The organism is Micromonospora sp. NPDC092111, from assembly GCF_044755745.1.
In the GTDB taxonomy this organism is placed as follows: Bacteria; Actinomycetota; Actinomycetes; order Mycobacteriales; family Micromonosporaceae; genus Micromonospora.
Map to the genome: position 1 here is coordinate 21,965 of NZ_JBIVRQ010000010.1, position 23,721 is coordinate 45,685.

General features: G+C 73.1%; 24 protein-coding genes. 9 read left to right on the forward strand and 15 right to left on the reverse strand.

What is annotated here, in order from left to right:
* Nucleotides 1-61: 61 nt before the first annotated feature.
* Nucleotides 62-1,240: an NADP-dependent malic enzyme gene (locus ACIQG9_RS19670; protein ID WP_400404272.1), complete on the reverse strand. Its 1,179-nt coding sequence runs from the start codon at nucleotides 1,238-1,240 to the stop codon at nucleotides 62-64.
* Nucleotides 1,241-1,380: 140 nt separating this feature from the next.
* Nucleotides 1,381-1,725: a S24/S26 family peptidase gene (locus tag ACIQG9_RS19675; RefSeq protein ID WP_400404628.1), complete on the reverse strand. Its 345-nt coding sequence runs from the start codon at nucleotides 1,723-1,725 to the stop codon at nucleotides 1,381-1,383.
* Between the two features lie 90 nt (nucleotides 1,726-1,815).
* On the opposite strand from ACIQG9_RS19675, the gene sodN reads away from it, so the two are divergent.
* The 3 genes from sodN (at nucleotide 1,816) to ACIQG9_RS19690 (ending at nucleotide 3,181) form a co-directional block, all read left to right on the forward strand.
* Nucleotides 1,816-2,220, forward strand: coding sequence for a superoxide dismutase, Ni (gene sodN, locus ACIQG9_RS19680; RefSeq protein ID WP_400404274.1), 405 nt, complete (start codon nucleotides 1,816-1,818; stop codon nucleotides 2,218-2,220).
* 65 nt (nucleotides 2,221-2,285) lie between these two features.
* Entirely contained in the window at nucleotides 2,286-2,777 is a 492-nt protein-coding gene (locus tag ACIQG9_RS19685; protein ID WP_400404630.1) for a GNAT family N-acetyltransferase, read from the forward strand.
* Nucleotides 2,774-3,181 (forward strand): ATP-binding protein, encoded by a 408-nt coding sequence (locus ACIQG9_RS19690; protein ID WP_400404276.1) that lies wholly within the window; start codon nucleotides 2,774-2,776, stop codon nucleotides 3,179-3,181. The genes ACIQG9_RS19685 and ACIQG9_RS19690 overlap by 4 nt, the downstream gene beginning before the upstream one ends.
* A gap of 29 nt (nucleotides 3,182-3,210) precedes the next feature.
* Here ACIQG9_RS19690 and ACIQG9_RS19695 read toward each other — a convergent pair whose 3' ends face one another.
* Entirely contained in the window at nucleotides 3,211-3,600 is a 390-nt protein-coding gene (locus ACIQG9_RS19695; protein ID WP_400404278.1) for a hypothetical protein, read from the reverse strand.
* A gap of 42 nt (nucleotides 3,601-3,642) precedes the next feature.
* On the opposite strand from ACIQG9_RS19695, the gene ACIQG9_RS19700 reads away from it, so the two are divergent.
* Both ACIQG9_RS19700 and ACIQG9_RS19705 read left to right on the forward strand, forming a co-directional pair.
* On the forward strand, nucleotides 3,643-4,593 hold the full coding sequence (locus ACIQG9_RS19700) for a diacylglycerol/lipid kinase family protein (RefSeq protein WP_400404280.1): 951 nt from the start codon (nucleotides 3,643-3,645) through the stop codon (nucleotides 4,591-4,593).
* A 443-nt stretch (nucleotides 4,594-5,036) separates the two neighbouring features.
* Complete coding sequence (locus tag ACIQG9_RS19705) at nucleotides 5,037-5,294, forward strand: WhiB family transcriptional regulator (RefSeq protein ID WP_067311984.1); 258 nt, start codon at nucleotides 5,037-5,039, stop codon at nucleotides 5,292-5,294.
* An 88-nt stretch (nucleotides 5,295-5,382) separates the two neighbouring features.
* On the opposite strand, the gene ACIQG9_RS19710 is transcribed toward ACIQG9_RS19705, so the two are convergent.
* From ACIQG9_RS19710 to ACIQG9_RS19725, 4 genes are read right to left on the reverse strand one after another with little or no spacing between them, the layout of a single operon-like run.
* Nucleotides 5,383-6,153, reverse strand: coding sequence for a sirohydrochlorin chelatase (locus ACIQG9_RS19710; RefSeq protein WP_400404632.1), 771 nt, complete (start codon nucleotides 6,151-6,153; stop codon nucleotides 5,383-5,385).
* Between the two features lie 56 nt (nucleotides 6,154-6,209).
* The gene (locus ACIQG9_RS19715) at nucleotides 6,210-6,974 is read right to left on the reverse strand and encodes a phosphoadenylyl-sulfate reductase (RefSeq protein ID WP_400404282.1); all 765 of its coding nucleotides are present in this window, start codon (nucleotides 6,972-6,974) and stop codon (nucleotides 6,210-6,212) included.
* The gene (locus ACIQG9_RS19720; RefSeq protein ID WP_400404284.1) at nucleotides 6,971-7,129 is read right to left on the reverse strand and encodes a hypothetical protein; all 159 of its coding nucleotides are present in this window, start codon (nucleotides 7,127-7,129) and stop codon (nucleotides 6,971-6,973) included. Before ACIQG9_RS19720 ends, ACIQG9_RS19715 begins: the two co-directional genes overlap by 4 nt.
* Nucleotides 7,126-8,838 carry a nitrite/sulfite reductase gene (locus tag ACIQG9_RS19725; protein ID WP_400404286.1) on the reverse strand — a complete coding sequence of 571 codons (1,713 nt, stop codon included), beginning with the start codon at nucleotides 8,836-8,838 and terminating at the stop codon, nucleotides 7,126-7,128. The genes ACIQG9_RS19720 and ACIQG9_RS19725 overlap by 4 nt, the downstream gene beginning before the upstream one ends.
* A gap of 392 nt (nucleotides 8,839-9,230) precedes the next feature.
* Here ACIQG9_RS19725 and ACIQG9_RS19730 point away from each other — a divergent pair, with 392 nt between their 5' ends.
* The gene (locus ACIQG9_RS19730) at nucleotides 9,231-10,880 is read left to right on the forward strand and encodes a glycosyltransferase family 39 protein (RefSeq protein WP_400404288.1); all 1,650 of its coding nucleotides are present in this window, start codon (nucleotides 9,231-9,233) and stop codon (nucleotides 10,878-10,880) included.
* An 18-nt stretch (nucleotides 10,881-10,898) separates the two neighbouring features.
* Here the strand turns inward: ACIQG9_RS19730 and ACIQG9_RS19735 are convergent, their stop codons facing one another.
* From ACIQG9_RS19735 to ACIQG9_RS19755, 5 genes are all read right to left on the reverse strand, one after another.
* A complete protein-coding gene (locus ACIQG9_RS19735) occupies nucleotides 10,899-12,434 on the reverse strand; it encodes a glycosyltransferase family 39 protein (protein WP_400404290.1) in 1,536 nt (511 codons plus the stop codon).
* On the reverse strand, nucleotides 12,431-13,432 hold the full coding sequence (locus ACIQG9_RS19740) for a glycoside hydrolase family 26 protein (RefSeq protein ID WP_400404292.1): 1,002 nt from the start codon (nucleotides 13,430-13,432) through the stop codon (nucleotides 12,431-12,433). Before ACIQG9_RS19740 ends, ACIQG9_RS19735 begins: the two co-directional genes overlap by 4 nt.
* Nucleotides 13,429-15,081 carry a glycosyltransferase family 2 protein gene (locus tag ACIQG9_RS19745; protein ID WP_400404294.1) on the reverse strand — a complete coding sequence of 551 codons (1,653 nt, stop codon included), beginning with the start codon at nucleotides 15,079-15,081 and terminating at the stop codon, nucleotides 13,429-13,431. The genes ACIQG9_RS19740 and ACIQG9_RS19745 overlap by 4 nt, the downstream gene beginning before the upstream one ends.
* Nucleotides 15,082-15,350: 269 nt before the next feature.
* Nucleotides 15,351-16,874: a histidine kinase N-terminal domain-containing protein gene (locus ACIQG9_RS19750; RefSeq protein WP_400404296.1), complete on the reverse strand. Its 1,524-nt coding sequence runs from the start codon at nucleotides 16,872-16,874 to the stop codon at nucleotides 15,351-15,353.
* A 25-nt stretch (nucleotides 16,875-16,899) separates the two neighbouring features.
* Nucleotides 16,900-17,931 (reverse strand): SIS domain-containing protein, encoded by a 1,032-nt coding sequence (locus ACIQG9_RS19755; RefSeq protein ID WP_400404634.1) that lies wholly within the window; start codon nucleotides 17,929-17,931, stop codon nucleotides 16,900-16,902.
* A gap of 188 nt (nucleotides 17,932-18,119) precedes the next feature.
* Between ACIQG9_RS19755 and ACIQG9_RS19760 the strand changes: the two genes are divergently transcribed.
* Nucleotides 18,120-19,946 (forward strand): tetratricopeptide repeat protein, encoded by a 1,827-nt coding sequence (locus tag ACIQG9_RS19760; RefSeq protein ID WP_400404299.1) that lies wholly within the window; start codon nucleotides 18,120-18,122, stop codon nucleotides 19,944-19,946.
* A 263-nt stretch (nucleotides 19,947-20,209) separates the two neighbouring features.
* On the opposite strand, the gene ACIQG9_RS19765 is transcribed toward ACIQG9_RS19760, so the two are convergent.
* Nucleotides 20,210-21,799: an MDR family MFS transporter gene (locus tag ACIQG9_RS19765; RefSeq protein WP_400404301.1), complete on the reverse strand. Its 1,590-nt coding sequence runs from the start codon at nucleotides 21,797-21,799 to the stop codon at nucleotides 20,210-20,212.
* A 112-nt stretch (nucleotides 21,800-21,911) separates the two neighbouring features.
* Between ACIQG9_RS19765 and ACIQG9_RS19770 the strand changes: the two genes are divergently transcribed.
* Nucleotides 21,912-22,478: a TetR/AcrR family transcriptional regulator gene (locus tag ACIQG9_RS19770; protein WP_400404304.1), complete on the forward strand. Its 567-nt coding sequence runs from the start codon at nucleotides 21,912-21,914 to the stop codon at nucleotides 22,476-22,478.
* Nucleotides 22,479-22,569: 91 nt separating this feature from the next.
* On the opposite strand, the gene ACIQG9_RS19775 is transcribed toward ACIQG9_RS19770, so the two are convergent.
* Both ACIQG9_RS19775 and ACIQG9_RS19780 read right to left on the reverse strand, forming a co-directional pair.
* Nucleotides 22,570-23,085, reverse strand: a complete 516-nt coding sequence (locus ACIQG9_RS19775; protein WP_400404306.1) for a GNAT family N-acetyltransferase — start codon at nucleotides 23,083-23,085, stop codon at nucleotides 22,570-22,572.
* Nucleotides 23,082-23,297: a biotin/lipoyl-binding carrier protein gene (locus ACIQG9_RS19780; protein WP_091447276.1), complete on the reverse strand. Its 216-nt coding sequence runs from the start codon at nucleotides 23,295-23,297 to the stop codon at nucleotides 23,082-23,084. Before ACIQG9_RS19780 ends, ACIQG9_RS19775 begins: the two co-directional genes overlap by 4 nt.
* Nucleotides 23,298-23,594: 297 nt before the next feature.
* Here ACIQG9_RS19780 and ACIQG9_RS19785 point away from each other — a divergent pair, with 297 nt between their 5' ends.
* Nucleotides 23,595-23,669, forward strand: a complete 75-nt coding sequence (locus ACIQG9_RS19785) for a 50S ribosomal protein bL37 (protein ID WP_369700219.1) — start codon at nucleotides 23,595-23,597, stop codon at nucleotides 23,667-23,669.
* The last annotated feature ends 52 nt before the right edge of the window (nucleotides 23,670-23,721 follow it).

Consider the following 23,721-nt stretch of genomic DNA (forward strand, 5'->3'; position numbering starts at 1 on the left):
ACAGCGCGACGTCCGGTCGCGCTGGGCCCGGGCCGTACCGACCCGGGCCCTTTCGTCCCGGTCAGGCGCGGGCGACGCCGTCGCGGCGGGCCGCCTCGGCGACCGCCTCCGCCACCGCCGGGGCGACCCGGGGGTCGAGCGGGGACGGCACGATCGCGTCCGGGGTCAACGATTCGGCGACCACGCCGGCGATCGCGTCGGCGGCGGCCACCTTCATCCCGTCGGTGATCCGGGTGGCCCGGGCGTCCAGCGCGCCCCGGAACACGCCGGGGAAGGCGAGCACGTTGTTGATCTGGTTGGGGTAGTCGCTACGCCCGGTGGCGACCACCGCGACATGCCGGGCGGCCACCTCGGGGTGCACCTCCGGGTTGGGGTTGGCCAGCGCGAAGACGATGCCGCCGGGAGCCATCCCGGCCACCGCCTCCTCGGGGATCCGCCCACCGGAGACGCCGATCAGCACGTCCGCCCCGCGCAGCGCCTCGGTGACGTCGCCCCGCCGGCCCTCGGCGTTGGTCGTCTCGGCGAGGTGCGCCTTGGTCTCGGTCAGGTCGGCGCGGTGCCGGCCGATGATCCCCTGGGAGTCGCAGACCACCACCTGGTCCGGGTTCACTCCCCCGGCGACCAGCATGTGGGTGACCGCGATCCCGGCGGCGCCGGCCCCGCTGACCGTCACCCGCAGGTCGCCGAGCTTGCGGTTGAGCAGGGTCGCGGCGTTGCGCAGCGCGGCCAGCACGACGATCGCGGTGCCGTGCTGGTCGTCGTGGAACACCGGGATCGGCAGCGCCTCGTCGAGCCGGCGCTCCACCTCGAAGCAGCGCGGGGCGCTGATGTCCTCCAGGTTGATCCCGCCGAACGACGGGGCCAGCGCCCGCACCACCGCCACGATCTCGTCCACGTCCTGGGTGTCCAGGCAGATCGGTACCGCGTCCACGCCGGCGAACTGCTTGAACAGCACCGCCTTGCCCTCCATCACCGGCAGCGCCGCGCGCGGGCCGATGTTGCCCAGCCCGAGTACGGCGGAGCCGTCGGTGACGACCGCGACGGTGTGCGACACCCAGGTGTAGTCGTCGGCGAGGGCGGGGTCGGCGGCGATCGCCTCGCAGACCCGGGCCACGCCCGGGGTGTACGCGAGGGAGAGGTCCTCCCGGCTGGTCAGCGGGACCGTCGAGGCGACGGCCATCTTCCCGCCGGCGTGCAGCCGGAAGACGGGATCAGCGGGATCCACAGTGGACGCAGACATGGTGACTCCAGGATCTGTCGAGCAGACGGGGCGGCCGGCGCGGGGCTTGAGGTGAGGCGGAGCGGCGGCACGCGGTGCGGGGGGTCACCCGGGCACTTACCGAGCATAGTCAGACGGCCGGCGCCCGGATGTGAGGAGGGTCATAACGGTGCCGGCGGCAGCCGGCCGGGGCGGGGCCAGTACCGGGCCACCACCCGGCCCAGCACGTCGGCCACCCCGTACGCCCGGGAGTCGTCGGTGACCAGCTCGTTGTCGCCGCGTACCCACCAGCCGCCGTCCTGCGGGCGGACGGCGCGCTTGACCACCAGCAGCTCCGGCCGGGTCCGGAAGACCGCCACCACGACGTCACCGGGGCGGACCGCCCGGCCGCCGCGCCGGACCAGGACGGCGTCGCCGTGCCGCAGCGTCGGGAACATGGACGGCCCGGTCACCCCGACGGCTGTGAACGGCCGGCGGGGCCACGCCGAGGATGCCGGTCCACCGATCGTCACCAGGTTTCCCCTCTGCCCCTGCCGGGGACCTCCCCAGGAGTAATGTCGGCTTGGATCATCGCAAACATCCCGTGGAGGACCCTGATGCGACTTTCCCGCATCCTTTCGCCCCGTGTGACCGCCAGCGCCCACTGTGACCTGCCCTGCGGCGTCTACGACCCGGCCCAGGCCCGGATCGAGGCGGAGTCGGTCAAAATGATCTGCGAGAAGTACCAGGCGAACACCGATCCCGAGTTCCGCACCCGGGCGATCCTGATCAAGGAGCAGCGCGCCGAGCTGGTCAAGCACCACCTGTGGGTGCTGTGGACCGACTACTTCAAGCCGGCGCACTTCGAGAAGTACCCGCACCTGCACCAGCTCTTCAACGAGGCCACCAAGGCGGCGGGCGCGGCCGGCGCCAAGGGTGCCACCGACCCGGCCAAGGCCGACGAGCTGCTCCAGAAGATCGACGAGATCTCCAAGATCTTCTGGGAGACCAAGAAGGCGTGACCCTGGCTGCCCAGGCACCCACGATCCGGCCGGCACGTCCTGGGGACGTGCCGGCCGTCGTCGCGATGGTGCACGAGTTGGCCGACTACGAGCGGGCCGCCGACCAGTGCCGGCTCACCGAGGCGCAGCTCACTGCCGCCCTCTTCGGCCCGACGCCGGCCCTGTTCGGCCACGTCGCGGTGGACGGCGACGACGCGCCGGTCGGCTTCGCGCTGTGGTTCCTCAACTTCTCCACCTGGGCCGGCGTGCACGGGATCTACCTGGAGGACCTGTACGTGCGTCCGGCCTTCCGGGGCACCGGGGCCGGCCGGCAACTGCTGGCCACGCTCGCCGCGATCTGCGTGGAGCGCGGCTACCAGCGGCTGGAGTGGTGGATGATCGACTGGAATCCCGCCGCCCGCTTCTACGCCTCGATCGGGGCCGCGCCGCTGGACGAGTGGGTCCCGTACCGGCTCGGCGGGGCGGCGCTGGGTGCTCTCGCCGCCCGCGTGGTGACGCCGGCCACGCACCCGGACGCCGAGCCGGGTAGAGTCCCCGACCGGGGGGATGAGGCGTGACTCAACTGACCGGCCAACCAGCGACCGACGACGACGTCGTGCACCTCACCGTGCCCGCCGACGGCGGCTACCTGGGCGTGCTGCGCACCGCCACGGCAGGGCTCGCGGCCCGCCTCCAGTTCGCCCTCGACGAGATCGAGGACCTGCGCATCGCGGTGGACGAGGCGTGCGCGATGCTGCTCGCCATCGCCACCCGGGACGCCGAGCTGGAGTGCCGCTTCTCGGTCACTGAGGACGCGCTGACCGTCGAGGTGACCGTGCCGACCGTGCGCGGCGCGACGCTCCCGTCGGAGTCCTCCTTCGCCTGGAAGGTGCTCACCGCGCTGACCACGGCGGCGGCGGCCGAGGCGACCGACGGGCGGGCCACCATCTCGCTGCTGACCCGCCGCTCCGCCGGCTACTGACCCGCCGGGCGGTCAGGTCCGGCCGGCGGTCACCCGAAGCCCAGGGCCTTCGTCGTGGGCGGGCTGACCAGTAGCGCGCAGACGCCGACCCCGAGCACCATCAGGGGTACGCCGAGCCAGCCCAGGCCGCCGGAGATCATGAACCAGCCGACCGGCAGCAGCATCAGCTCCAGCACCATCGCCGGGGCCCGGGCACCGGCCCGGCGGCGGTCCAACGCCCCGCCCAGGGCCCAGAGCGCGACCGCGCCGACAATCGCGAACCCGGTCACGAAGAGTGCCGACACCAGGTCGGTCTTGGCGGCGGTGAGGTCGGCCCAGACCAGCCAGCCGGCGAGCAGCGCCAGCGCGACGGCCTCGGCCCGCAGCAGGCGTACCGCCCAGCGCAGGGTGTCGGGAACCGGCGCGGAGTCGATCGTCACGAGGTCACGATACCCGCGCCCGATCGCGGTACAGTGCCGCCCATGCGGGCCGTCCTGGTGGTCAATCCGAAGGCCACCACCACCAGCGAGCGCAGCCGGGACGTGCTGGTCCGGGCGTTGCGCAGCGAAGTAGACCTGTCGGTGCGGTACACCCGGCGGCGGGGTCACGCCACCGACCTGGCCCGGGAGGCCGCCCAGGAGGGCGTCGACCTGGTGGTCACCCTGGGTGGTGACGGCACCGTCAACGAGGTGGTGAACGGCCTGATGACCGCCGACCCGCCGACCATCCGCACCGGCGGGTCCCCGGCGGAGCGGCTGCCCGCCCTGGCCACCGTCCCGGGCGGTTCGACCAACGTCTTCGCCCGGGCCCTCGGGCTGCCCCGGGAGTGGGCGGACGGCACCAGCATGATCCTGGAGGGGCTGCGGCTGGGCCGGTCCCGGACGATCGGGCTGGGCCGGGCCGACGACCGCTACTTCACCTTCTGCGCCGGCTTCGGGCTGGACGCCGCGGTGATCCACCGGGTGGAACAGGCCCGTCGGCGGGGCCGGGTCTCCACGCCGTCGCTCTACTTCCGCTCCACCCTGAGCCACTACTTCCTCGGCTCCGACCGGCGGCATCCGGCGATCAGCCTGGAGCGGCCGGGTGAGCCGGCCGAGGGCGAGCTGGGCACGGTCATCATCCAGAACACCGCGCCGTGGACGTACCTGGGCGACCGGGAGGTCAACCCGAACCCGGAGGCGTCGTTCGACCTCGGGCTGGACGTGATGGCGCTGCGTCAACTACGGGTCGCAAGCACCACACGGACGGTGACCCAGTTCCTGTCACGACATGCCGACCCGCACGGCAAGCAGGTGCTACGGCTGCACGACGTGGGCGAGTTTTCGCTGGTCTCGGCCCGTCCGCAGGCCTTCCAGCTAGACGGGGACTACCTCGGGGAACGACAGAAGGTCAGATTCACCTCCGTTTCCGGCGCACTGAGAGTAATCTGCTAGGTCTCGGGTAACGCCCTAGGTCGAGCGGTTGGCCACCGCACGGCGCGGTGGCCGCCACACCGAGGGGGTGTTGCCGGAAATGTCAGCAATGTCACGCGGACTGTACTATATTGATCCTCGACTGTGGTACAGCGGGTGGCCAGGGAAACCTGAAACCCGGACAAAAGGGTCGTGAGCTTGCTCACCGAGCGGAGTTTTTCCGAGCGCCACCCTTGACATCGCGTTTGTTCGTGAAAGTATTCACAAGCGAACTTGAGTTACCGGGACATTGCCTGGATATGCTCGGCAGGTTGAGCGGTTCCAGCAGGCCCCAGGGCTGAACGAGCCTGCTCACGCACTGCCGAATAGTCGAACGCGAACCGTCACGACCGGCACTGCGGATGCATATAAAGAAAAAGCACCGCGTTATCTGCCACCCATCCAGAATGAGGAGTGTTGCCGCCATGGACTGGCGTCACAATGCCGTCTGCCGCGACGAAGACCCGGAGCTGTTCTTCCCGATCGGGACGTCCGGGCCGGCTGTCCTCCAGGTCGAGCAGGCCAAGGCCGTCTGCCGACGCTGCTCCGTGACCGACCAGTGCCTGCAGTGGGCACTGGAGTCCGGTCAGGACGCCGGCGTCTGGGGCGGGATGAGCGAGGAGGAGCGCCGCGCGGTCAAGCGTCGGGGCGGTCTCCGGGTGCTGCGCGCTCACTCCGCCTGAACCGATCACCAGCCGTACGCCCCGGCCGGGTCCGCCCGGCCGGGGCGTTCTGCTGTCCGCACCCGGTCCGCCACCCCGCCGCCCCGGCTCATGCCCATGCCCGGGACGCGGTCCCCGGCACCGTGGCCCCCGCCGCGTCGACCCGGCGCAGCACCAGATCGGCCAGCTCCGGAGCGTCGGTCAGCGGGCCGCTGACCGCCACCGCACCCGCCCCGCGCGCCGCGGTCACCACCCGGTCGTGGAAGAGCCCCGGCGCCAGGAAGTACGCCACCACCGCCACCCGCCGGGCGCCCGCCGCACGCAGCCGGGCCACCGCCAGGTCGGCGGTCGGCGGTGCCGCCGAGGCGTACGAGACGGTGCAGGGCACCCCGGACCGGGCGGACAGGGCGGCGGCGACCCGGCCCACCGAGCCACGGGCCCGGGGGTCCCGGGTGCCCGCCGCCGCCAGCACCAGCGCGTCGACGGCACCCGGCCGCGCCTCGGCCAACCGGCGGCCCAGCCCGGCCAGCAGCCCCCCGTCGACCGTGCCGTCGGCCGGTCCGAGCACATCGGTGACCCGTACCGTCAGCTCCGGCGCGGCCTCCCGGGCCGCCGCCACCGCCGCCGGGACGTCCACCCGCCGGTGGTACGCGGCGGTGAGCAGCAGCGGCACCACCACCGCCGTCCGGTGACCGGCGGCGGCCAACGAACGCAGCACCGCCGTCGGTCCCGGATCGGTGTGGTCCAGCCAACTGGGCAGCACCGGCGTGCCGGGACGGGCGGCCTGCACGGCCCCGGCGAGCGCCCGGGTGGCCGCCGCCGCCCGGGGATCCCGGCTGCCGTGCGCCACCAGCACCACCGGCACGGCATACCCGGGCATGCCGGCGGCCGGCGCGGCGGACACCGCGCCGGCCGCCGGGCGGTGCGCCGGCCCGGTCAGCCGTGCAGACCGCACTCGGTCTTCTCGAACATGGCCCAGCGGCCGGCCCGGGGGTCCTCGCCCGCCCGGGTACGGCGGGTGCACGGCCAGCAGCCGATCGAGCCGTAGCCCCGGCTGAACAGCTCGTTGACCGGGATGTCGTAGCGGGAGATGTAGGAGTCCACGTCCCCCTGGCTCCAGGCGGCGATCGGGTTGACCTTCACCTTGCCGCGCCGCGCGTCGAAGGTCACCACCGGCGTGTTCGCCCGGGTGGGCGACTCGTCCCGGCGCAGCCCGGCGGCCCAGGCGTCGTACCCGGACAGGGCCCGTTCCAGCGGCTCGACCTTGCGCAACTGGCAGCAGTCGTCCGGCGAACGGTTGAAGAGCCGGGGGCCGTACTCGCCGTCCTGCTGGCCGACGGTCTGCCGGGGGCGGATCGAGCGGACGTTCACCGGCAGCCGGCGGGCCACCTCGTCGCGGACCCGCAGCGTCTCCGGGAAGTGCAGCCCGGTGTCCAGGAAGACCACGTCCACCCCGGGGGCCACCCGGGAGACCAGGTGCGCCAGCACGGCGTCGGCCATCGAACTGGTGACGCAGAACCGGTCGCCGAAGGTATCCGCCGCCCAGCGGGCGATCTCCAGCGCCGGGGCGCCCTCCAGCTCCCGACCGGCCGTCTCGGCGAGCACCCGCAGCTCCGCCGGGTCGCGCCGGGCCGGGTCGACCGGCTTCGGGCCGGCCGGCCCGACCAGGCCCAGGTTCGCCGCCGAGAGCAGGCCACTCATCGGCGCACCGCCCGGGCGAGCAGCCCGGTGAACTTCACCGTGAAGACGCGGGCGCAGGCGTGGCACTCCCAGGCGCCGTGCCCGGCCTCGTGCGGACGCAGGTCCTCCTCTCCGCAGTAGGGGCAGTAGAGCGGTGCGGATCGGGTTTCACTCACCGGAGTTCCTCCTCGTCGACCCTGATCACCCAGTTGGCGAACGTCTCGCCCTCGGTCCGGCCGGCCAGGTAGCGGCGGGCCAGTCGTTCCACGTACTCGGGAAGCTCGTCGGCGGTGGTCTTCAGGCCGCGCAGCTTGCGGCCGAAGCCGGCGGTCTGCCCCTGCGCCATGCCCAGCCCGCCGCCCAGGTGCACCTGGAAGCCCTCGACCTGGCGGCCGTCCGGGCCGACCACGAGCTGGCCCTTGAGGCCGATGTCGGCGACCTGGGTGCGGGCGCAGGCGTTCGGGCAGCCGTTGATGTGGATGGAGATGTCGGCGTCGAACCCGCGCAGCCGCTCCTCCAGCCGGGCCACCAGCTCCTCGCCGCGCGCCTTGGTCTCGACGATGGCGAGCTTGCAGTACTCGATGCCGGTGCAGGCCATGGTGCCGCGCCGCCAGGCCGACGGCCGGGCCTCCAGGCCGATCCCGCGCAGCTCGTCGACCAGCGACTCGGTCCGCCCCGGCGGCACGTCGAGCACCAGCAGCTTCTGGTACGGGGTGAGCCGCACCCGGTCGCTGCCGTGCGCCTCGACCACGTCGGCCAGCTTGGTCAACTGCCCACCGGAGACCCGCCCGACCACCGGGGCGGCCCCCACGTAGTTCCGGCCGTCCCGCTGCCGGTGCACCCCGATGTGGTCGACCGGCCTGTCGGGGAGCTGCGGGGCGGGGCCGTCGAGCAGGGTACGACCGAGGTAGTCCTTCTCCAGCACCTCCCGGAACCGCTCCACGCCCCAGTCGGCGACCAGGAACTTCAGCCGGGCCCGGTTGCGCAGCCGGCGGTAGCCGTAGTCGCGGAAGATGCCGACCACCCCCGCCCAGACGTCCGGCACCTCGGCCAGCGGCACCCAGACACCGAGCCGCTTGGCCAGCATCGGGTTGGTGGAGAGGCCACCGCCGACCCAGACGTCGAAGCCGGGGCCGTGCTCCGGGTGGTCGACACCGAGGAAGGCGATGTCGTTCGCCTCGTACGGGGTGTCGACCAGCCAGGAGATCGTGGTCTTGAACTTGCGGGGCAGGTTCGAGTACGCCTTGTCGCCGACGTACCGGCGGACGATCTCGTCGACTGCCGGGGTCGGGTCCAGCACCTCGTCCCGGGCCACCCCGGCGACCGGGCTGCCCAGCACGATGCGCGGGCAGTCGCCGCACGCCTCGGTGGTCTGCAGGCCGACCGACTCCAGTCGCCGCCAGATCTCCGGCATGTCCTCGACCCGGATCCAGTGGAACTGGATGTTCTGCCGGTCGGTGATGTCGGCGGTGTCCCGGGCGAACTCCCGGGAGATGTCCGCGATCACCCGGAGCTGGGCCAGGGAGAGCTGGCCGCCGTCCACCCGGACCCGGAGCATGAAGAACTCGTCCTCCAGCTCGTGCGGCTCCAGCACGGCGGTACGCCCGCCGTCGATGCCGGCCTTGCGCTGGGTGTAGAGGCCCCACCAGCGGAACCGGCCGCGCAGGTCCTGCGGGTCGATGGAGGCGAATCCGCGGTGGGCGTAGATGTTCTCGATCCGGGCCCGGACGTTCAGCGGGTCGTCGTCCTTCTTGATCCGCTCGTTGGCGTTGAGCGGCTCACGGTGACCGAGGGCCCATTGCCCCTCGCCACGGGGGCGGCGGGGCGCCCGGGCGGCGGGGACCGTCGGGGTGTCGGGGCGGGCCGGGGTGCTGCTGACCGCCATCGCGGCGTCCTCCGTTGTCTCTGCGGTGCCTCGGTGGGAGCGCGGACGCGGCGGCCGGCCCCTGGAAGGGCCGAGGACGGCGATGTCGGAACGGCCGGCGCGGAATGCGCGCCCGAGACGGATGGGTCGGGCGTCGTCAGTGGGCCGGACAGATCGCGCTGCGCACGCGGCCGTAATCGACGTGGCGACGGGCCACGAAGCGGCGGACGACAGCGGCGGTCATGCCGCCATGCTCCCACACCCCTGGGAGCCCGGCCAACGAGCGCGTGTGACATCCCACATCACGGGCCGCGTCCCCGCCGTCACCGCACCCGCCCAGCCCGGCTCCGGGGACGGGGACAGGTCCGGCCGCACCGGCGGGTCGGGTGTGCGAGGCTCGACAGGTGGGCCTCATGTCCGGAAAGTGGCATCGGGTGCGGGCCGGGGGTCCGCTGGTCTGGGTGACGCCGACGCTGACCACGCTGGCCGTCGGTTACTACGGAATCGGCCGGGCGCAGCTCTGGCGCGACGAGCTGGCCACCTGGAGCGCGGCCAGCCGGCCGGTCGGCGACCTGCTCCGGCTCACCGGCACCGTCGACGCGTCGGCCGGGCCGTACTACCTGCTGATGCACGCCTGGACGCGGCTCCTCGGCGACTCGGCGACGGCGCTCCGGCTGCCCTCGGCGCTGGCCATGGCGGGGGCCGCCGGCCTCACCGCCGTACTCGGTCGGCGGTTGTTCGGGGCACCCGCCGGGCTGGTCGCCGGCCTGCTCCTCGCGGTGCTCCCCGGCACCTCCCGGTACTCCCAGGAGGCCCGGCCGTACGCGCTGGTCACCCTCTTCGCCGTGCTGGCCACCGTGCTGCTGGTCCGCGCGCTGGACCGGCCCACCTGGGCCCGCTGGGCCGGGTACGCCGCCGCCGTCGTCGGGCTCGGCCTGGCACATCTGCTCGCCCTCGCCCTGCTCGCCGCGCACGCCCTGGTCGTGCTGGTCGGCTGGGCCCTCGGCCGCCCGGCGACCGGCCTCGCCGGCCCGCCGGCCGGGTCGGCCCAGGCCCACCCGGCCGACGACGCCGGACCGGCCGCCGGACCGCGCGCCACCGGGGTACGTCGGGACCGGCGGCTGCTGCGGTGGCCACTGGCCGGGCTGGCCGCCGTGGTGCTGCTGACACCGCTGCTGCTCGCCGCCGGGGGCCAGCGGTCCCGTCAGCTCGACTGGGTCGCCCCGGCCCGGCTGGCGGACCTGGCGGCGCTGCCCGGTGGGGTGGCGCAGAGTGGCGTGGTGGGGGGACTGCTGGTCGGGCTCGCCGCGCTCGGGGCGGCCCGCTCGGGGCGACGCGCCCTGTTACCCGGTGCCGGTGTGCTGCTGCCGGTGCTGCTGGTCTTCGTCGCCGCGCTGGCCGTACCCCTGTGGGTGCCCCGCTACCTGCTCTTCACGGTGCCCTTCGGCTGCCTGCTCGCCGGAGCGGCCCTGACCCGGACGGCACCGAGCGGAGCGGCCCTGACCGGGACGGCACCGGGGGCCGGACGCCCGGCAGCGGGGTCCACCCCGAACCGGGTCGGCGGGCGGTGGGCGTCCGGCGGGCGGTCGGTCGGGCCGGGGCTGGCGGTGGTGCTGCTGGCCGGGCTGCTCGGGCTACCCGACCAGGTGGCGGTGCGGCAGAGTCACGGTTGGCCGCGCAGCGCGACGGTGGACTACCGGGGCGCGGCGGCGGTGATCGCCGCCGGGCAGCGACCCGGCGACGCGGTGGTCTACTCACCCCGGGACGGCTGGCTCTTCCTCGACCTCGGAATCGACTACCACCTGACCGGGCCCCACCCCCGCGACGTGCTGGTGGTCCGGGGGCGGCGGGAGCGCGCCGACCTGTGGGTCGCCGAGTGCGCCCGGCCCGCCGAGTGCCTGGCCGGCGTACGGCGGGTCTGGCTGGTGCTCGCCGGTCGGCCCGACGCCCCCCTCGCGGCGGTCCCCGGGGCCAGCGGCGACGCGCTGCGGGCCGGCTTCACCGTCACGGAGATCCGGCCCCGGCCCGGGGTGACCGTGGCGCTGCTCGTCCGCCCGAGCTGAGCAGCGCCACCAGCCCGGTCAGGCCGGCTTGCGTTCGAGCAGGACCACCCGGACCCGGTCGAACCGTTCGACGTGCCGGACCAGGAAACGCTGGCGCAGCAGGGCCTCCCGGGCCGGCGGCAGCCCGGCCAGCGGATCGTTGAGGTGACCCGTCTCGACCAGCCAGATCCGCCTGGTGTCCCCGACGCAGGGTGCCGGGTCCTTGCACTCCCGGGCGGTCAGCCAGCCGGTCTCCCGGGCCGGGACGGCCGCGAAGACGTCCCGGGGGCGCGGCTGGTCGCGCAGCCCGTAGTCGGTGGCCTTGCGCGCCACGTCGCTGGCACCGCCGAACCCGTCGTTGTACGCGACCCCGTCCCCCGGCTTGACCTGCTGCCCCAGGTACCGGACGGCGTCGAGGTAGTGGGGCTGCCCGTCGGCCTCGTTGGAGCGCACCTTCTCCTGCGCGGGCAGGGTCTGCCAGGCCAGCACCGGCAGCAGCACCAGCGCGCCGGCCAGCCACGCCGCCGGCAGCCGTCCCCGGGTGAGCACCTGCGCGGTGCGGCAGACACCGAACGCGGCGAGCAACGCCCAGGCGGGCACGGTGAACAGGAAGTACCGGGCCAGGAAGAGGTGCAGCAGGCTGAAGGTCAGGTAACCCGCGATCGGGGGCAGCACGGCCCAGACGACCAGCATCAGCGCGGCCGGTCGCCGCTCGGGGCCGGCCGTCGCCACCGCGAGGACGGCGAGCACCACGACCACCACCAGGGCGGCCATCGTGCCGGTCAGGTTCTCCAGGAAACGGAGCACGGCGTCGCCGTCGTTCTCCACCCAGGAGATCTGCCCGGACTGCCGGCTGCCGAGCACCAGCAACGGCAGGACGAACAACCCGGCGATGCCGGTGGACGCCGCCCACCGCCACCTCGGCTCCTCACCGTCGACCGCCCGCCACAGGTAGCAGACGTGCGCGACGACCACCAGCAGCGCGACGAAGTGCAGCCAGCCGACCAGCACCAGCAGCACGCCGTACGCCCACCAGCGGCCCCGGGTCGGCCGGTCGACGGCGCGCAGGAAGAGCCACGTCGCGGCGACCGCCGCCAGGGTCACCAGGGCGTACGAGCGGGCCTCCTGGGCGTACCGGGAGACGGTGGGCAGCAGCGCGAGGACCAGCCCGGCGAGCACCCCGACCGGGGTGTCGAAGAGCCGCCGCCCGATCAGGGTGACCAGGCCGGCGGTGAGGCCCACCGCCACCACCGAGGGCAGCCGGAGGGCGGTCGTGGCGTCCCCGGTCAGCGTGGTCAGCACCGACATGATCACGTAGTAGCCGGCGTGGACCAGGTCGATGTTGCCGACCAGCATCCGGAACTGGTCGGCCGAGAGCGACGTGACGTGCCAGGTGATCAGTTCGTCGTTCCACAGGTCCCGGGCGTCCAGCCGCCACCAGCCGAACCCGAGCGCGGCCAGGGTCGGCACCAGCGCCCACCAGCCGCCGGCGGTCCGCTGCCGGGTCGGGGCGGTCGCCCCGCCGATCCCGGCCGGGGTGTCCTGGCCGGTCCACTGGACGGCCGGGGCGGTCACTTCACGGTCCTGACGTCGAAGCCGAAGACGTCCTTGGTCGCGCCCCGCCGGAACGACCGCAGGGCGGCCTGGTCGTGGTCGATGTTCCACTTCCCTGAGCCGTTGATGTTGAAGTAGGCCACACCGAGGAGGTCCTTACGACGGGCCACGTTGCTGAGCAGGTCGGTGATCTGGCCCGGTCGGCCGGCGCTCGGCTCGGAGCCGGTCTCCACGATCAGCAGCGGACGCCTGGTGAAGGTCCGGAGCTGCGTGATCGTCGGCTCGAAGAGGTCCTTGAACGTCTTCGGGCCCCGGACGGTGTAGTAGCCGTCCATGCCGACCCAGTCGACGTACGCGTCACCGGGGTAGAGGGCCTTGATGCTGACCTTGCGCAGGTAGTTGATGACGTTGGGGGTCCAGGTCCAGATCACGTTGGTCGCCCCCGCCTGCGCGAACACGTCGTGCAGGTGCCGCCAGGCGGCGACGTACTCGGCGGCTCGGGTCTGCTTCGTGCCCCACGAGTACCAGTGGCCGTTCATCTCGTGCGCGAAGGTGAGGGCGATCGGCAGGTTCAGCGTCCGGACGGCGGTCGCGAACTCCCGCACGTACGCGTCGTGCCTGCCGGCGGCGATGTCGCGGAGCGGCACGTCGTACGGCTCCCAGCGGATCACCGCCAGCGCGCCGTACTGGTGCAGTTCGCGGACCTCGCTGGCGGCGAACTTGTCGTCGAAGCTCTCGAAGACCGCCACCAGGTTGGGGGTCGTGCCGGTCTCCTCGGCGAAGGCCCGGATCCGGCCCATCTCCGCGCCGCCCTCCACGGTGACCCCGAGATACTTGCCGCTGGGCGACTTCAGCGCCGTGACGTCGTACGCCGGTGGCACCGGCTCGGCCGCCGCGGCGGCTCCGCCGGGCCCGGCGGAGCCGGCGCCGACCTTGATGTCCACCTTGCGCAGCACCGCGACCTCGGTGAACGCCAGCGCGAGCACCACCATGAAGGTGACCAGGTACTTGGTCCTCACCGCACGACCTCGACGTCCTTCTCGGGGTTCACCAGCAGCGCCTGCCCGACGACGGCCAGGTAGAACACGGCGCTGAGGAAGGCGGGGGCGAAGATCAGCGGTTCCGGCTCGACCAGCATCCGCCAGCCGGCGATGCCGGCCCAGACCAGGCCACTGCCGGCGGTCCAGACCTTCATCCCGGTCCAGAGCCGCCTGGTCTTGCTCTTCTTCGCGGTGCCGCCGGTGGGCTGCCAGCCCATCCGTCGGCCGCGGACGATGTCGATGATGGCGTAGGCGTGCGCCCAGCCGTAGATCATCTTGACCGTCCAGCTCTCCAGGCCGTAGCGGTTCCGGTGCCAGAACGGAAAAATGATCATGTTGTAGACGACGCTGGGCACGATCAGCAGATAGTTGGCCAGCGCGATCTCGTGGGCGAACGCGGTCAGCATCAGCACCGGGATGATCGGCGCGACGAAGGTGAACAGCCCGGTGTGCAGGTAGTAGCAGAAGCCGGAGATGTAGCTCAGCCGGGCCCGCCAGCGCAGCCTGGTGGACCAGAACTTCTTCGAGCCGAGCAGGCTCATCGAGCCGGCGCACCAGCGGTACTGCTGGGTGAAGAACGAGTCCACGTCCGACGGGCAGAGCCCGGCGGCCAGCACGACCGGGATGTAGCGCAGGTTCCAGCCCTGTATCCGCAGGTCGAAGCCGGTGTGCACGTCCTCGGAGTGCTCGATCAGGGTGGACCCGCCGATGGAGAAGAGCGCGTCGCGGCGGTAGATGGCGCAACTGCCGACGCAGATCGCCGAGTCGTGGGCCTGCCGGGAGACCTGCACCGAGCGGTAGAACAACTCCTGGACGGCGCCGGCGCCCCGCTCGACCCAGGTCTGCCCCATGTGCACCCGGAAGTACTGCGGCGACTGCACGATGCCCGCCTTCGGCTCGGCGTCGAACCAGGGCAGCATCTGGTCGAGCATGTCCGCGCGCGGGACGAAGTCGGCGTCGAGGACCAGGATGAAGTCGCTCATCGTGCGCTCGAAGGCGTACCGCATGTTGCCGGCCTTCTTGAACCAGCCACGGTTGGGGCGGCGCTGGTAGACGAAGCCGAAGGCGAGAGCCATCCGCTCCATCGCCTCGTTGGGCGAGTCGTCCAGGACGTAGACGGTCACGTCGCCCTGGTAGTGGCGGCCCATCGCCCGGACGTGCTCCCAGGTGTTGCGCAGCACGTGCGGCGGCTCGCCGCAGACCGGCAGGAAGACGTCGACCGTCGGGTACCGGGCCGGCTTCCAGGTACGCACCAACTCCTGGTGCCGGGCCATGTCGAAGCCCGGCGTGAAGAGGTTCACACAGAGGGAGATGACGTAGTAGGCGATGGTGAAGAAGAGCAGCGGCGCGAGCAGCCAGAGCCACGGGGCGAGCCGGACGAAGAGCAACTGGCTGGTGATCAGGCAGCCGAAGCTGACCAGCGACGGGACCATCAGCGCGGCCATCCGGCGCTTGCGGTAGGAGACCAGCTCCTCGTCCGTCGGCGGCAGCGGCACCGGGGCGTACGCGGGACGGTTCGGTGTCTCGGCGACCCGGCGGGGCGTCCACTTCGACAGTTGGCTCGGCACCCGGAACTCCGCGGTGTGATCCGGCGCGATGGCCGGCTCGACCGCAGGTGGTGAGGTCATTTCGCCCGTCTCCCCCGCTCGTCAAGCAGCACGCACTCCCCCGGCAGTGCGGGCGAGGTGTCGCCGGTCGCGTCCAGGAAGCCGGGCACGGTGACGTGGACCGTGTCTGCTTGATGGTTGAGCTAGAAAATTATTCAGTCAGTCGCAAGGTGTCAATGCGCCCAAAGGGCTAAAAGCCTCAACAGACCACGGACCACACCGTCGATCTGCTCACATTGATCCGTACGGCCCGGGCGGATCCGTACGGAGAGCGGATGCTGGGCGACGACTCAGGACTTGGCCAGCGGGACGACCAGCACCGCCTCGGTGCCGCCGGCCGCGCCGTCGCGCAGCTCGATGCTGCCCCGCAGCTCGCCGGTGACGAGCGCCCGGACGATCTGCAGACCCAGCCGCCCGCCGCGCTCGGCGTCGAACTCGGCGGGCAGGCCCCGCCCGTTGTCGGCCACCGAGACGTGCAACTGCTTGCGGAACCGGTGCGCCGAGACGACCACCTCGGGCCGGACCCCCGGCGCCGGGCCGTCGGCGTCCTCCTCGGCCGGTGGGAAGCCGTGCTCGACGGCGTTGAGCAGCAGCTCGTTGAGGACCATCACCAGCGAGGTGGCGATCTCCGCGGGGAGCACCCCGAAACTGCCGGTCCGGCGCATCCCGACGGACACCTCGGTCGCGGCCACCTCGGTCGCCGCGCTGGCCACCCGGTCGACGATGCCGTCGAACTCGACCGCCTCGTCGCTGGACATGGAGAGCGTCTCGTGCACCAGGGCGATCGAGGCGACCCGGCGTACCGACTCCTCCAGCGCGACCCGGGCCTCCGGCATGGCCACCCGACGGGCCTGGAGGCGGAGCAGCGCCGCGACGGTCTGGAGGTTGTTCTTCACCCGGTGGTGGATCTCCCGGATGGTGGCGTCCTTGGTGATCAGTGCGCGGTCCCGGCGGCGTACCTCGGTGATGTCGCGGACCAGCACCAGCGCGCCGATCGGCACCCCGGCGGGCATCAGCGGCAGGGCCCGGGTGAGCATGGTCGCCCCCCGGGCGTCGATCTCCCGGCGGGGCGGCGCCTCGCCGCGCAGCGCGGCGAGGATGCCGTTCGCCGCCTCGGTGCCGTCCAGCGGGTCGCCGGCCAACCGGCGGTGCAGCTTCGCCAGATCCTCCCCCACCAGGTGGGAGGCGTAGCCCAACCGCCGGTACGCCGACTGCGCGTTCGGGCTGGCGTAGGTGACCTTGCCACCCGCGTCGAGCCGGACCAGACCGTCGCCGACCCGGGGGGCCGAGGTGGTCTCGCCCGGGTGCCGGGGCGGCGGGAAGGTGCCGTCGGCGATCATCTGGGCCAGGTCGTCGGCGGTGGTGAGGTAGTTCAGCTCAAGCTGGCTGGGGGTGCGGGCGGTGGACAGGTTGGTGTCCCGGCCGACCACCGCGATCACCTCGCCGGCCTCCCCGTCGGCGGTCCGCAGCCGCACCGGGATCGCCTCGTGCCGGGCCGGCACGTCGCCGTACCAGACCGGGTCGCCCTCCCGCCAGATCCGGCCCTGCCGGTACGCCACCTCCAGGTGCGCCACCTCCGGCCCGCCGACGATCCGCCCCACCTGGTCGTCGAGGTACGCGGTGGGCGCGGTCGTCGGGCGGACCTGGGCGACGCAGAGGAACGTCCCGTCGCCGTCCACCGGCACCCAGAGCAGCAGGTCGGCGAAGGACAGGTCGGACAGGAGCTGCCAGTCGCCGGCGATCCGGTGCAGGTGGTCGATGTCGGCCGGCCGGAGCTGGGTGTGCTCCTCGGCGAGTTCGCGCAGCGTGGACACGAGACACAGGGTGCCACGCCGGGGGTCACATCGTCGCGGTGACCTTCTTCAGACCGCGCGGGGCGTCCGGGTCCTCACCCCGGGCCAGCGCCAGGGCGAGGGCCAGCCGCTGCAACGGCAGGATGTCCAGCAGCGGGGCGTACCGCTCGTCGACCTCGGGGACGGCCATCCGGGTGGCCCCCTCCACCTCGGCGGAGCCGACCACCACCACGTCGGCGCGGCGCTCGCCGAGCCGGGGCAGCACCTCGCCCATCGACCGGCCGCCGGGGCCGGAGCCCACCACGGCCAGCACCGGCACGTCCGGGTCGGTCATCGCGAGCGGGCCGTGCAGCAGGTCGGCGCCGGAGAAGGCGAGCGCCGGCAGGTACGAGGTCTCCATCAGCTTCAGCGCCGCCTCCCGGGCGGTCGGGTACGCGTAACCCCGGCCGGTGGTGACGAGCTGGCCGGCGAAGCGGTAGCGCGGGGCGAGCTGGGCCGGGGTGGGGTCGGCGAGGGTGCCCTCGGCCAGTTCGGGCAGGCGGGCCAGGGCGGCCCGCTCGTCGGCCGGCAGCACGCCGTCGCCGGCCCGGATCCCCTCCACCAGCAGCAGCAGCGCGAGCAGTTCGGCGGTGTACGTCTTGGTGGCGGCGACGGCGCGCTCGTGGCCGGCGGCGACGTCGACGCCCAGCTCGGCGACCTGCGCCAGCGGCGAGTCGGGGTTGTTGGTCAGCGCGAGGGTGAGCGCCCCGGAGGCGCGGGCGGCGCGCAGCACCTCGGTGAGGTCGGGCGAGCCGCCGCTCTGGCTGACCCCGACGACCAGCGCGTCGGAGAGGTCGGGTCGGGCCCCGTAGACGGTCACCGCGCTCGGTGAGGCGAGCCCGGCGGGCAGGCCGAGCCGGATCTCGGTGAGGTACGCCCCGTAGAGGGCGGCGTGGTCGGAGGTGCCCCGGGCGGTGAAGACCACGTGCCGGGGGCGGCGTTCCGCGACGGCCGCCGCGACCCGGGCGATCTCCCCGGCGTGCTCGGCGGAGAGCAGCCGCGCGTAGCCGGCCGGCTGCTCGTCGATGTCGGCGGCCATTCCGGCCCCTGGACGTGCCACGGAAACTCCCTCCACTGCGCGGTTGCCGCGCGTTTCATGTTCAGTCTTGCACTATTACTCACGTCAGGGCAATCTAACGAGCACAAATGCGCAGTCGATCACCACGTGTTGACTGCATCCCCTACGCTTGCGCAGCCCTGGCAACCCGCTGCGAGCGAAAGGTCGACGTGTCGGAGGACCCACCCGCGCTGTCCGCGGCGGAGGAACTCGCCCTCGCCCGGCTCGCGCTCGACGAGGGCGATCTGGCGCACGCCGCCGACCACCTCGCCGCCGCACTGGTGCTCGCGCCGACCCTGCCCGAGACGCACGAGACGCTGACCCGGATCGCCACGGCCTCCGGCGGCGACCTCGACCTCTTCCCGCTCGGTCACCACGCCCACGTCGGAGCGGTGGTCGCCCGCGCCCACCTGCTCGCCGCCGCCGGCCGCCCGGCCGAGGGGCTGGACCTGCTGGTCGCCGCCACCGGGCACGCCCCCGGCGTCGACTGGGCCGGGGTGCCCTGGGTGACCGCCCCCGGACTGGCCGAACGGCTCGACCCGGACCGCTGCGCCCGGATCCTGATGCAGGTCTGCGCGGCGGTGCCCGACCCGGTGCCCCGGGCCGGCCGGGAACCGCTGCGGCCGTACCTCACGCTGGCCCGCAACGCGGTGGCCGCCCAGCCCCGGCACGCCCTGCTGCTGGGCGCGGCGTCCGCGCTGGCCCGGCGCCTCGGCGAGGTCACCCTCGCGGTCACCTGGGCCGGCCGGGGGGTACGCGCGGAGCCGTCCAAGCTCGGCGAGGTCTGGCTCGGGTACGCGTACCGCAGCGCCGGCCGCACCCGGGACGCCCTGGCCGCGCTGGAACGGGCCGTCGGGCACGACCCCGACGACCTCGCGGTGTACGCGGACATCGCCGGCACCCTGGCCGACAGCGGGCGGCTCGACCAGGCCCTCGCCTGGATCGACCGGGCCCTGGAGCGCGACCCCACCTTCGACTGCGCGGTGCACACCGCGCACCGGCTGCGCTTCCTGCGCGACGGGGACGTGGCCCACCTGGTCGCCCTCGCCGACTTCACCCGGGACCACCCGGACGACAGCCACGAGCACGGTGACCTCGCCGAGTGCTGCCGGGGACGCCCGTGGCTGGGACAGGTCACCCCGGCCGCCGGCGCGATGGTCGACGCGCTGCGCCGGGCGCTGACCGCCGACGGCCCGCCCGGCACCGCGGTACGCCTCGACGCGCTGGAACCACCGAGCGCCATGCGGACCGTCACCGCCGCCGTGCCCGGCCTCGCCGTCGAGGTCACCGGCGTCGCCGACCCGGACCCCCGCGAGCCCCGGCGGGCCACCGACTACCAACTCTGGCGCTACGACGGCACCACCGCCGCGCCCACCCTGCCGGCCCCGTCGACCGGGGCCGCCGACCGGGTACGCCAGCTCGCCCATCCCGCCTGGCCGCACCCGCCGGCCGCGTACGACACGGCGGTCGGGCTGGCCACCCTGGAACTGGCCGACCTGCTGGGCCTGCTGGTGCACCCGCCCGAGGCCCCGTCCACCGCGCTGGGCCGGGTGCTGACCGGCCAGGACCCGTCGCTGTGGGTACGCTGCGTGCAGGTCTGGGCCTGCCTCGGCCTGCTGCACCACCGCACCGACGAGCCGTGGCCGACGTCCACCCGCCGCCGGGTGCTGGTGGAACTGGTCTGGGGCGTCGAGGACTGGATCACCGAGGCGGCGCTGTTCGCCCTGGTCACCGCCGCCTGGGTGGACCCGTCGGTCCGTCCCGACGTGGCCGGGGTGGTGGCCGAACGGCTCTCCGACGTGGCGACGGTGGCCCGGATCCGCCCGGTGCCGATCGCCACCTCGCTGGCCCACCTGGCGCTGGCCACCCCGACCCTGGACCCGGCCACCGCCGCGCTGGCCCACCAACTCCTCGTCGGCCCGGCCACCGGGTCACGCCGACCGGGTCTACCGACCCGCCTCCGCCACCGCCTCGCCGCCCTGTTCCGCCGCCGCTGACCCGCCACCCCCCGACGACCACACCCACCCACGCCCCCGGCCGTCAGGCGGGGCGTGGCAGGGGGAGATCGACTCCGGATCGGTGATATGGCGGGGTTGGAAGCACTCCGATACCGCCATATCGCCGATCCGGAGTCGATCACGCCCAGGTCGGCGTGATCCCGGGGATGGGGGGCGGGGCCGGCGGGGGCCGTGCGCACGAGACGCGGCGCGGCCGCGCCGTACCCGGGGAGGGACGACGCGGCCGCGACGGACGGGGTGGGTCAGGCCACCGGGGCCTTGCCGAGGGCGACCTCGGCCTGCTCCTCGGGGGTGGCGTCCACGGCCGGGGCCTCGTTCGCCGTGCGGAGCGGGACCTCCTTGATGAACCAGGCGAGCACCGGCACCGCGACGGTGAAGAGGAAGGCCCAGAAGAACACGTGCGAGATGGCGTCGGAGAGGCCGCCGAGGACCACCTCGCGTAGCTGCGCCGGCAGGTCCTTGAGCTTCGTCAGGTCCATCCCCCGGCCCTCGCCGGTGCCGCCGCTGAACGCGCTGCCGGCGGCCGAGTCGGCGAGCCGGTTGGCGAAGATCGCGCCGAAGAGCGAGATGCCGAACGAGCCGCCGATGGACCGGAAGAAGGTGGCCGCGCCGCTGGCCGCCCCGAGGTCCCGTTGTTCGACGCTGTTCTGCGCGATCAGCATCGAGGTCTGCATGAGGAAGCCCATGCCGACGCCCAGGACGACCATGTAGAGCGACGACTCGGTCTTGCTGGTGCCGACGTCCAGCCGGGTCAGCAGCACCATGCCGGCGGCCATCACCACGCCACCGACGATCGGGAAGATCCGGTAGCGGCCGGTCTTCGTGATCGCCCGGCCGACCACCAGCGACACGACCAGCATGCCGAACATCAGCGGGAGCAGCAGCAGGCCGCTGTTGGTGGCCGAGGCGCCCTGCACGGTCTGCTGGTAGAGCGGCAGGAAGTTCATCGCGCCGAACATCGCGAAGCCGAGCAGGAAGCCGATCACCGAGATCAGCGCGAAGTTGCGGTTGGCGAAGAGGCCGAGCGGCAGGATCGGCTCGGCGGCCCGGCGCTCGACGAAGCCGAACGCCACCAGGGCGACCAGGGCCAGGACGGCGAGGCCGAGGATCTGCGGGGAGCTCCAGTCGTACTCGTTGCCGCCCCACGTGGTGACGAGGACGATCGCGGTGATGCCGACGGAGAGCAGCGCCGCACCCAACCAGTCGATCTTGTGCTCGGTGCGGTACTTCGGCAGGTGCATGGTGGTGGCCAGGATCAGCAGGGCGATGCCGCCGAGCGGCAGGTTGACGTAGAACGCCCAGCGCCAGGAGAGGTGGTCGGTGATGAAGCCGCCGACCAGCGGGCCGGCGACCATGGCGATGGCCATGATCCCGGCGATCATGCCCTGGTAGCGACCCCGCTCGCGGGGCGGCACCAGGTCACCGATGATCGCCATCACGCCGACCATCAGGCCACCGGCGCCCAGACCCTGCACGGCGCGGAACGCGATCAGCTCGACCATCCCGTTCCCCGAGCCGCCCAGCAGCGCCGAGCCGGACATGCCGCAGAGCGCGGATCCGATCAGGAAGATGACCACCGAGGTCAGGAAGACCGCCTTGCGGCCGTACAGGTCGCCGAGCTTGCCCCAGATCGGGGTGGAGACGGTGGTGCCCAGCACATACGCGGTGACCACCCAGGTGAAGTGGTTGACGCCGCCGAACTCGCTGACGATCCGCGGCAGCGCGGTGCTGACGATCATGTTGTCGAGCATCGCGAGCATCATCGCGATCATCAGACCGAACAGCACGACCCTGATGTTGGGTCTCGCCGTTGCCTGGGTTTCCTGAGTCATGGGTAAGCTCCCCCGGAGATCTGTCGCACTTACTTGCCGCCCGGCTAGTCACCTTACTAGCCGCACGGTAAGTTGGACAGCAGGAAGCCGTCAAGTGAGTTGGGTGGTTCGGGTGAGGGAGAGCACAGGCGGCACGCGGCAGCGCATCCAGGCCGTCGCGCTGGAGCTCTTCACCGAGCAGGGGTACGAGAAGACCTCGCTCCGGGAGATCGCCGAGCGGCTGGGGGTGACCAAGGCCGCCCTCTACTACCACTTCAAGAGCAAGGACGAGATCGTCAACAGCTTCGTCGAGGACCGGCTGCACCGGATGGACGAGCTGATCGACTGGGCGCTGGCCCAACCGGCCACCCAGGCCACCCGGCGGACCCTGGTCAGCCGGTACGCCGACGCGATGTTCACCATCGAACAGCCGTCGGTGATGCGCTTCTTCGAGCAGAACCAGACCGTGCTCAAGAGCCTCACCGCCGGCCAGCAGATGCGGGAGCGGATGATGCGCCTGGCCGACGTGATCTGTCGGGGCGACGACTCGCCCCGGGCCCAGCTACGGGCGGCGCTGGTGCTCTTCGCCGTGCACAGTAGCTGGTTCGCCGTCCGGGCCCCGCGCATCACCGAGGACGAGCGCAAGAAGATCGCGCTCGACGTGGCGGACGAGCTGCTGGCCGGCATCGGCGAGGAGTGAACCGGACGCCCGACCGGCCCCGCCGGCCCGTGCGACAGCCGGCGCGGCAGCGCCCCGGGGCCGATCTGCGCCGCCATCCGACGGGTCGGGGTCAGGCCGGCGCGGGGGTCAACTCCCTCCGCAGGCCGAGCAGCTCCACCCCGGGCAGCGGCGACCAGTCCCGCTCCGGAGTACGGACGAAGCCCAGCCCCGCGTAGAGCCGGTGGGCGGTGTCGGCGAAGCCGCTCCGCACGCAGATCACCACCGCCGTACAGCCCTGCGCGACGGCCCGGGACAGGCAGGCCCGCACCAGCGCCGCACCCGCACCACGCCCCTGCGCCGCCGGATCGACGGCGAGCATCCGGAACTCCGCCTCGCCCGGCCCGGCCAGTTCCGCGTACGGGCTGCCGGACCGCACGAAGGTGACCGAACCGAGCAGCACGCCGGTGGCCCCGTCGACGGCGACCAGGACCTCGCCGTCCGCCGCCCGGCTCGCCACGTCGGCCAGCACCCCGGCGTAGCCGCTCTCGCCCTTGAGCTGGCCGTCGGCCTCGTAGGCGGCGACGGTCAACCGGGCCACCGCGGCGAACTCGGCGGCGGCTGCCCGGCGGACCAGCACGGCGGTCAACCGATCACCGCGATCAGGTCACCGTCCTGCACCACGTCGCCCTCGTTGACCGCGAGCTGCTGGACGACGCCGTCGGACTCGGCGACGACCGGGATCTCCATCTTCATCGACTCCAGGATCACCAGCGTGTCCCCCTCGGACACGGTGTCCCCGGTCGACGCCACGACCTTCCACACGTTGGCCACCATCTCGGCGCGGATCTCCTCGGCCATCACGGCCCTCCCTCTTCACCGGGTGTGTCTGCGATCGGTATCCAATCATGCGCGGGCCCCGCGCGGGTGCGGAGCGGGCATCGCCGCCCGGCCGGGCCGCCGGCGGACGAGGGCGGGTGCCGGCCGGGCCGCCCCGGCGGACGAGGGCGGGTGCCGGCCGGGCCGCCCCGGCGGACGAGGGCGGGTGCCGGCCGCACTAGCATCAGCGGGTCGGACCCCGGCGCCGGGAGGACCGGTGCGTGCACCGGCGCCGAGGGTCGCCGCAGCAGGGATCCGGCTCATCACGAGGAGGTCAGCATGGCGAAGAAGGCCCGCAAGAAGAAGGCCCGCAAGAAGAGCGGCGCGAACCACGGCAAGCGCCCCAACTCCTGAGCCGTCCCGGCGGGGTTCCCGCCGCGACGCCAGCCGTCCGGCCCGGAGCCGG

Bases quoted from the DNA above. Each gene is read 5' to 3' on its own strand.
- ACIQG9_RS19670 (WP_400404272.1), bottom strand. From the start codon at position 1,240: ATGTCTGCGTCCACTGTGGATCCCGCTGATCCCGTCTTCCGGCTGCAC.
- sodN (WP_400404274.1), top strand. From the start codon at position 1,816: ATGCGACTTTCCCGCATCCTTTCGCCCCGTGTGACCGCCAGCGCCCAC.
- ACIQG9_RS19685 (WP_400404630.1), top strand. From the start codon at position 2,286: ATGGTGCACGAGTTGGCCGACTACGAGCGGGCCGCCGACCAGTGCCGG.
- ACIQG9_RS19700 (WP_400404280.1), top strand. From the start codon at position 3,643: ATGCGGGCCGTCCTGGTGGTCAATCCGAAGGCCACCACCACCAGCGAG.
- ACIQG9_RS19705 (WP_067311984.1), top strand. From the start codon at position 5,037: ATGGACTGGCGTCACAATGCCGTCTGCCGCGACGAAGACCCGGAGCTG.
- ACIQG9_RS19710 (WP_400404632.1), bottom strand. From the start codon at position 6,153: ATGCCCGGGTATGCCGTGCCGGTGGTGCTGGTGGCGCACGGCAGCCGG.
- ACIQG9_RS19715 (WP_400404282.1), bottom strand. From the start codon at position 6,974: ATGAGTGGCCTGCTCTCGGCGGCGAACCTGGGCCTGGTCGGGCCGGCC.
- ACIQG9_RS19725 (WP_400404286.1), bottom strand. From the start codon at position 8,838: ATGGCGGTCAGCAGCACCCCGGCCCGCCCCGACACCCCGACGGTCCCC.
- ACIQG9_RS19730 (WP_400404288.1), top strand. From the start codon at position 9,231: ATGTCCGGAAAGTGGCATCGGGTGCGGGCCGGGGGTCCGCTGGTCTGG.
- ACIQG9_RS19745 (WP_400404294.1), bottom strand. From the start codon at position 15,081: ATGACCTCACCACCTGCGGTCGAGCCGGCCATCGCGCCGGATCACACC.
- ACIQG9_RS19755 (WP_400404634.1), bottom strand. From the start codon at position 17,931: ATGGCCGCCGACATCGACGAGCAGCCGGCCGGCTACGCGCGGCTGCTC.
- ACIQG9_RS19765 (WP_400404301.1), bottom strand. From the start codon at position 21,799: ATGACTCAGGAAACCCAGGCAACGGCGAGACCCAACATCAGGGTCGTG.
- ACIQG9_RS19780 (WP_091447276.1), bottom strand. From the start codon at position 23,297: ATGGCCGAGGAGATCCGCGCCGAGATGGTGGCCAACGTGTGGAAGGTC.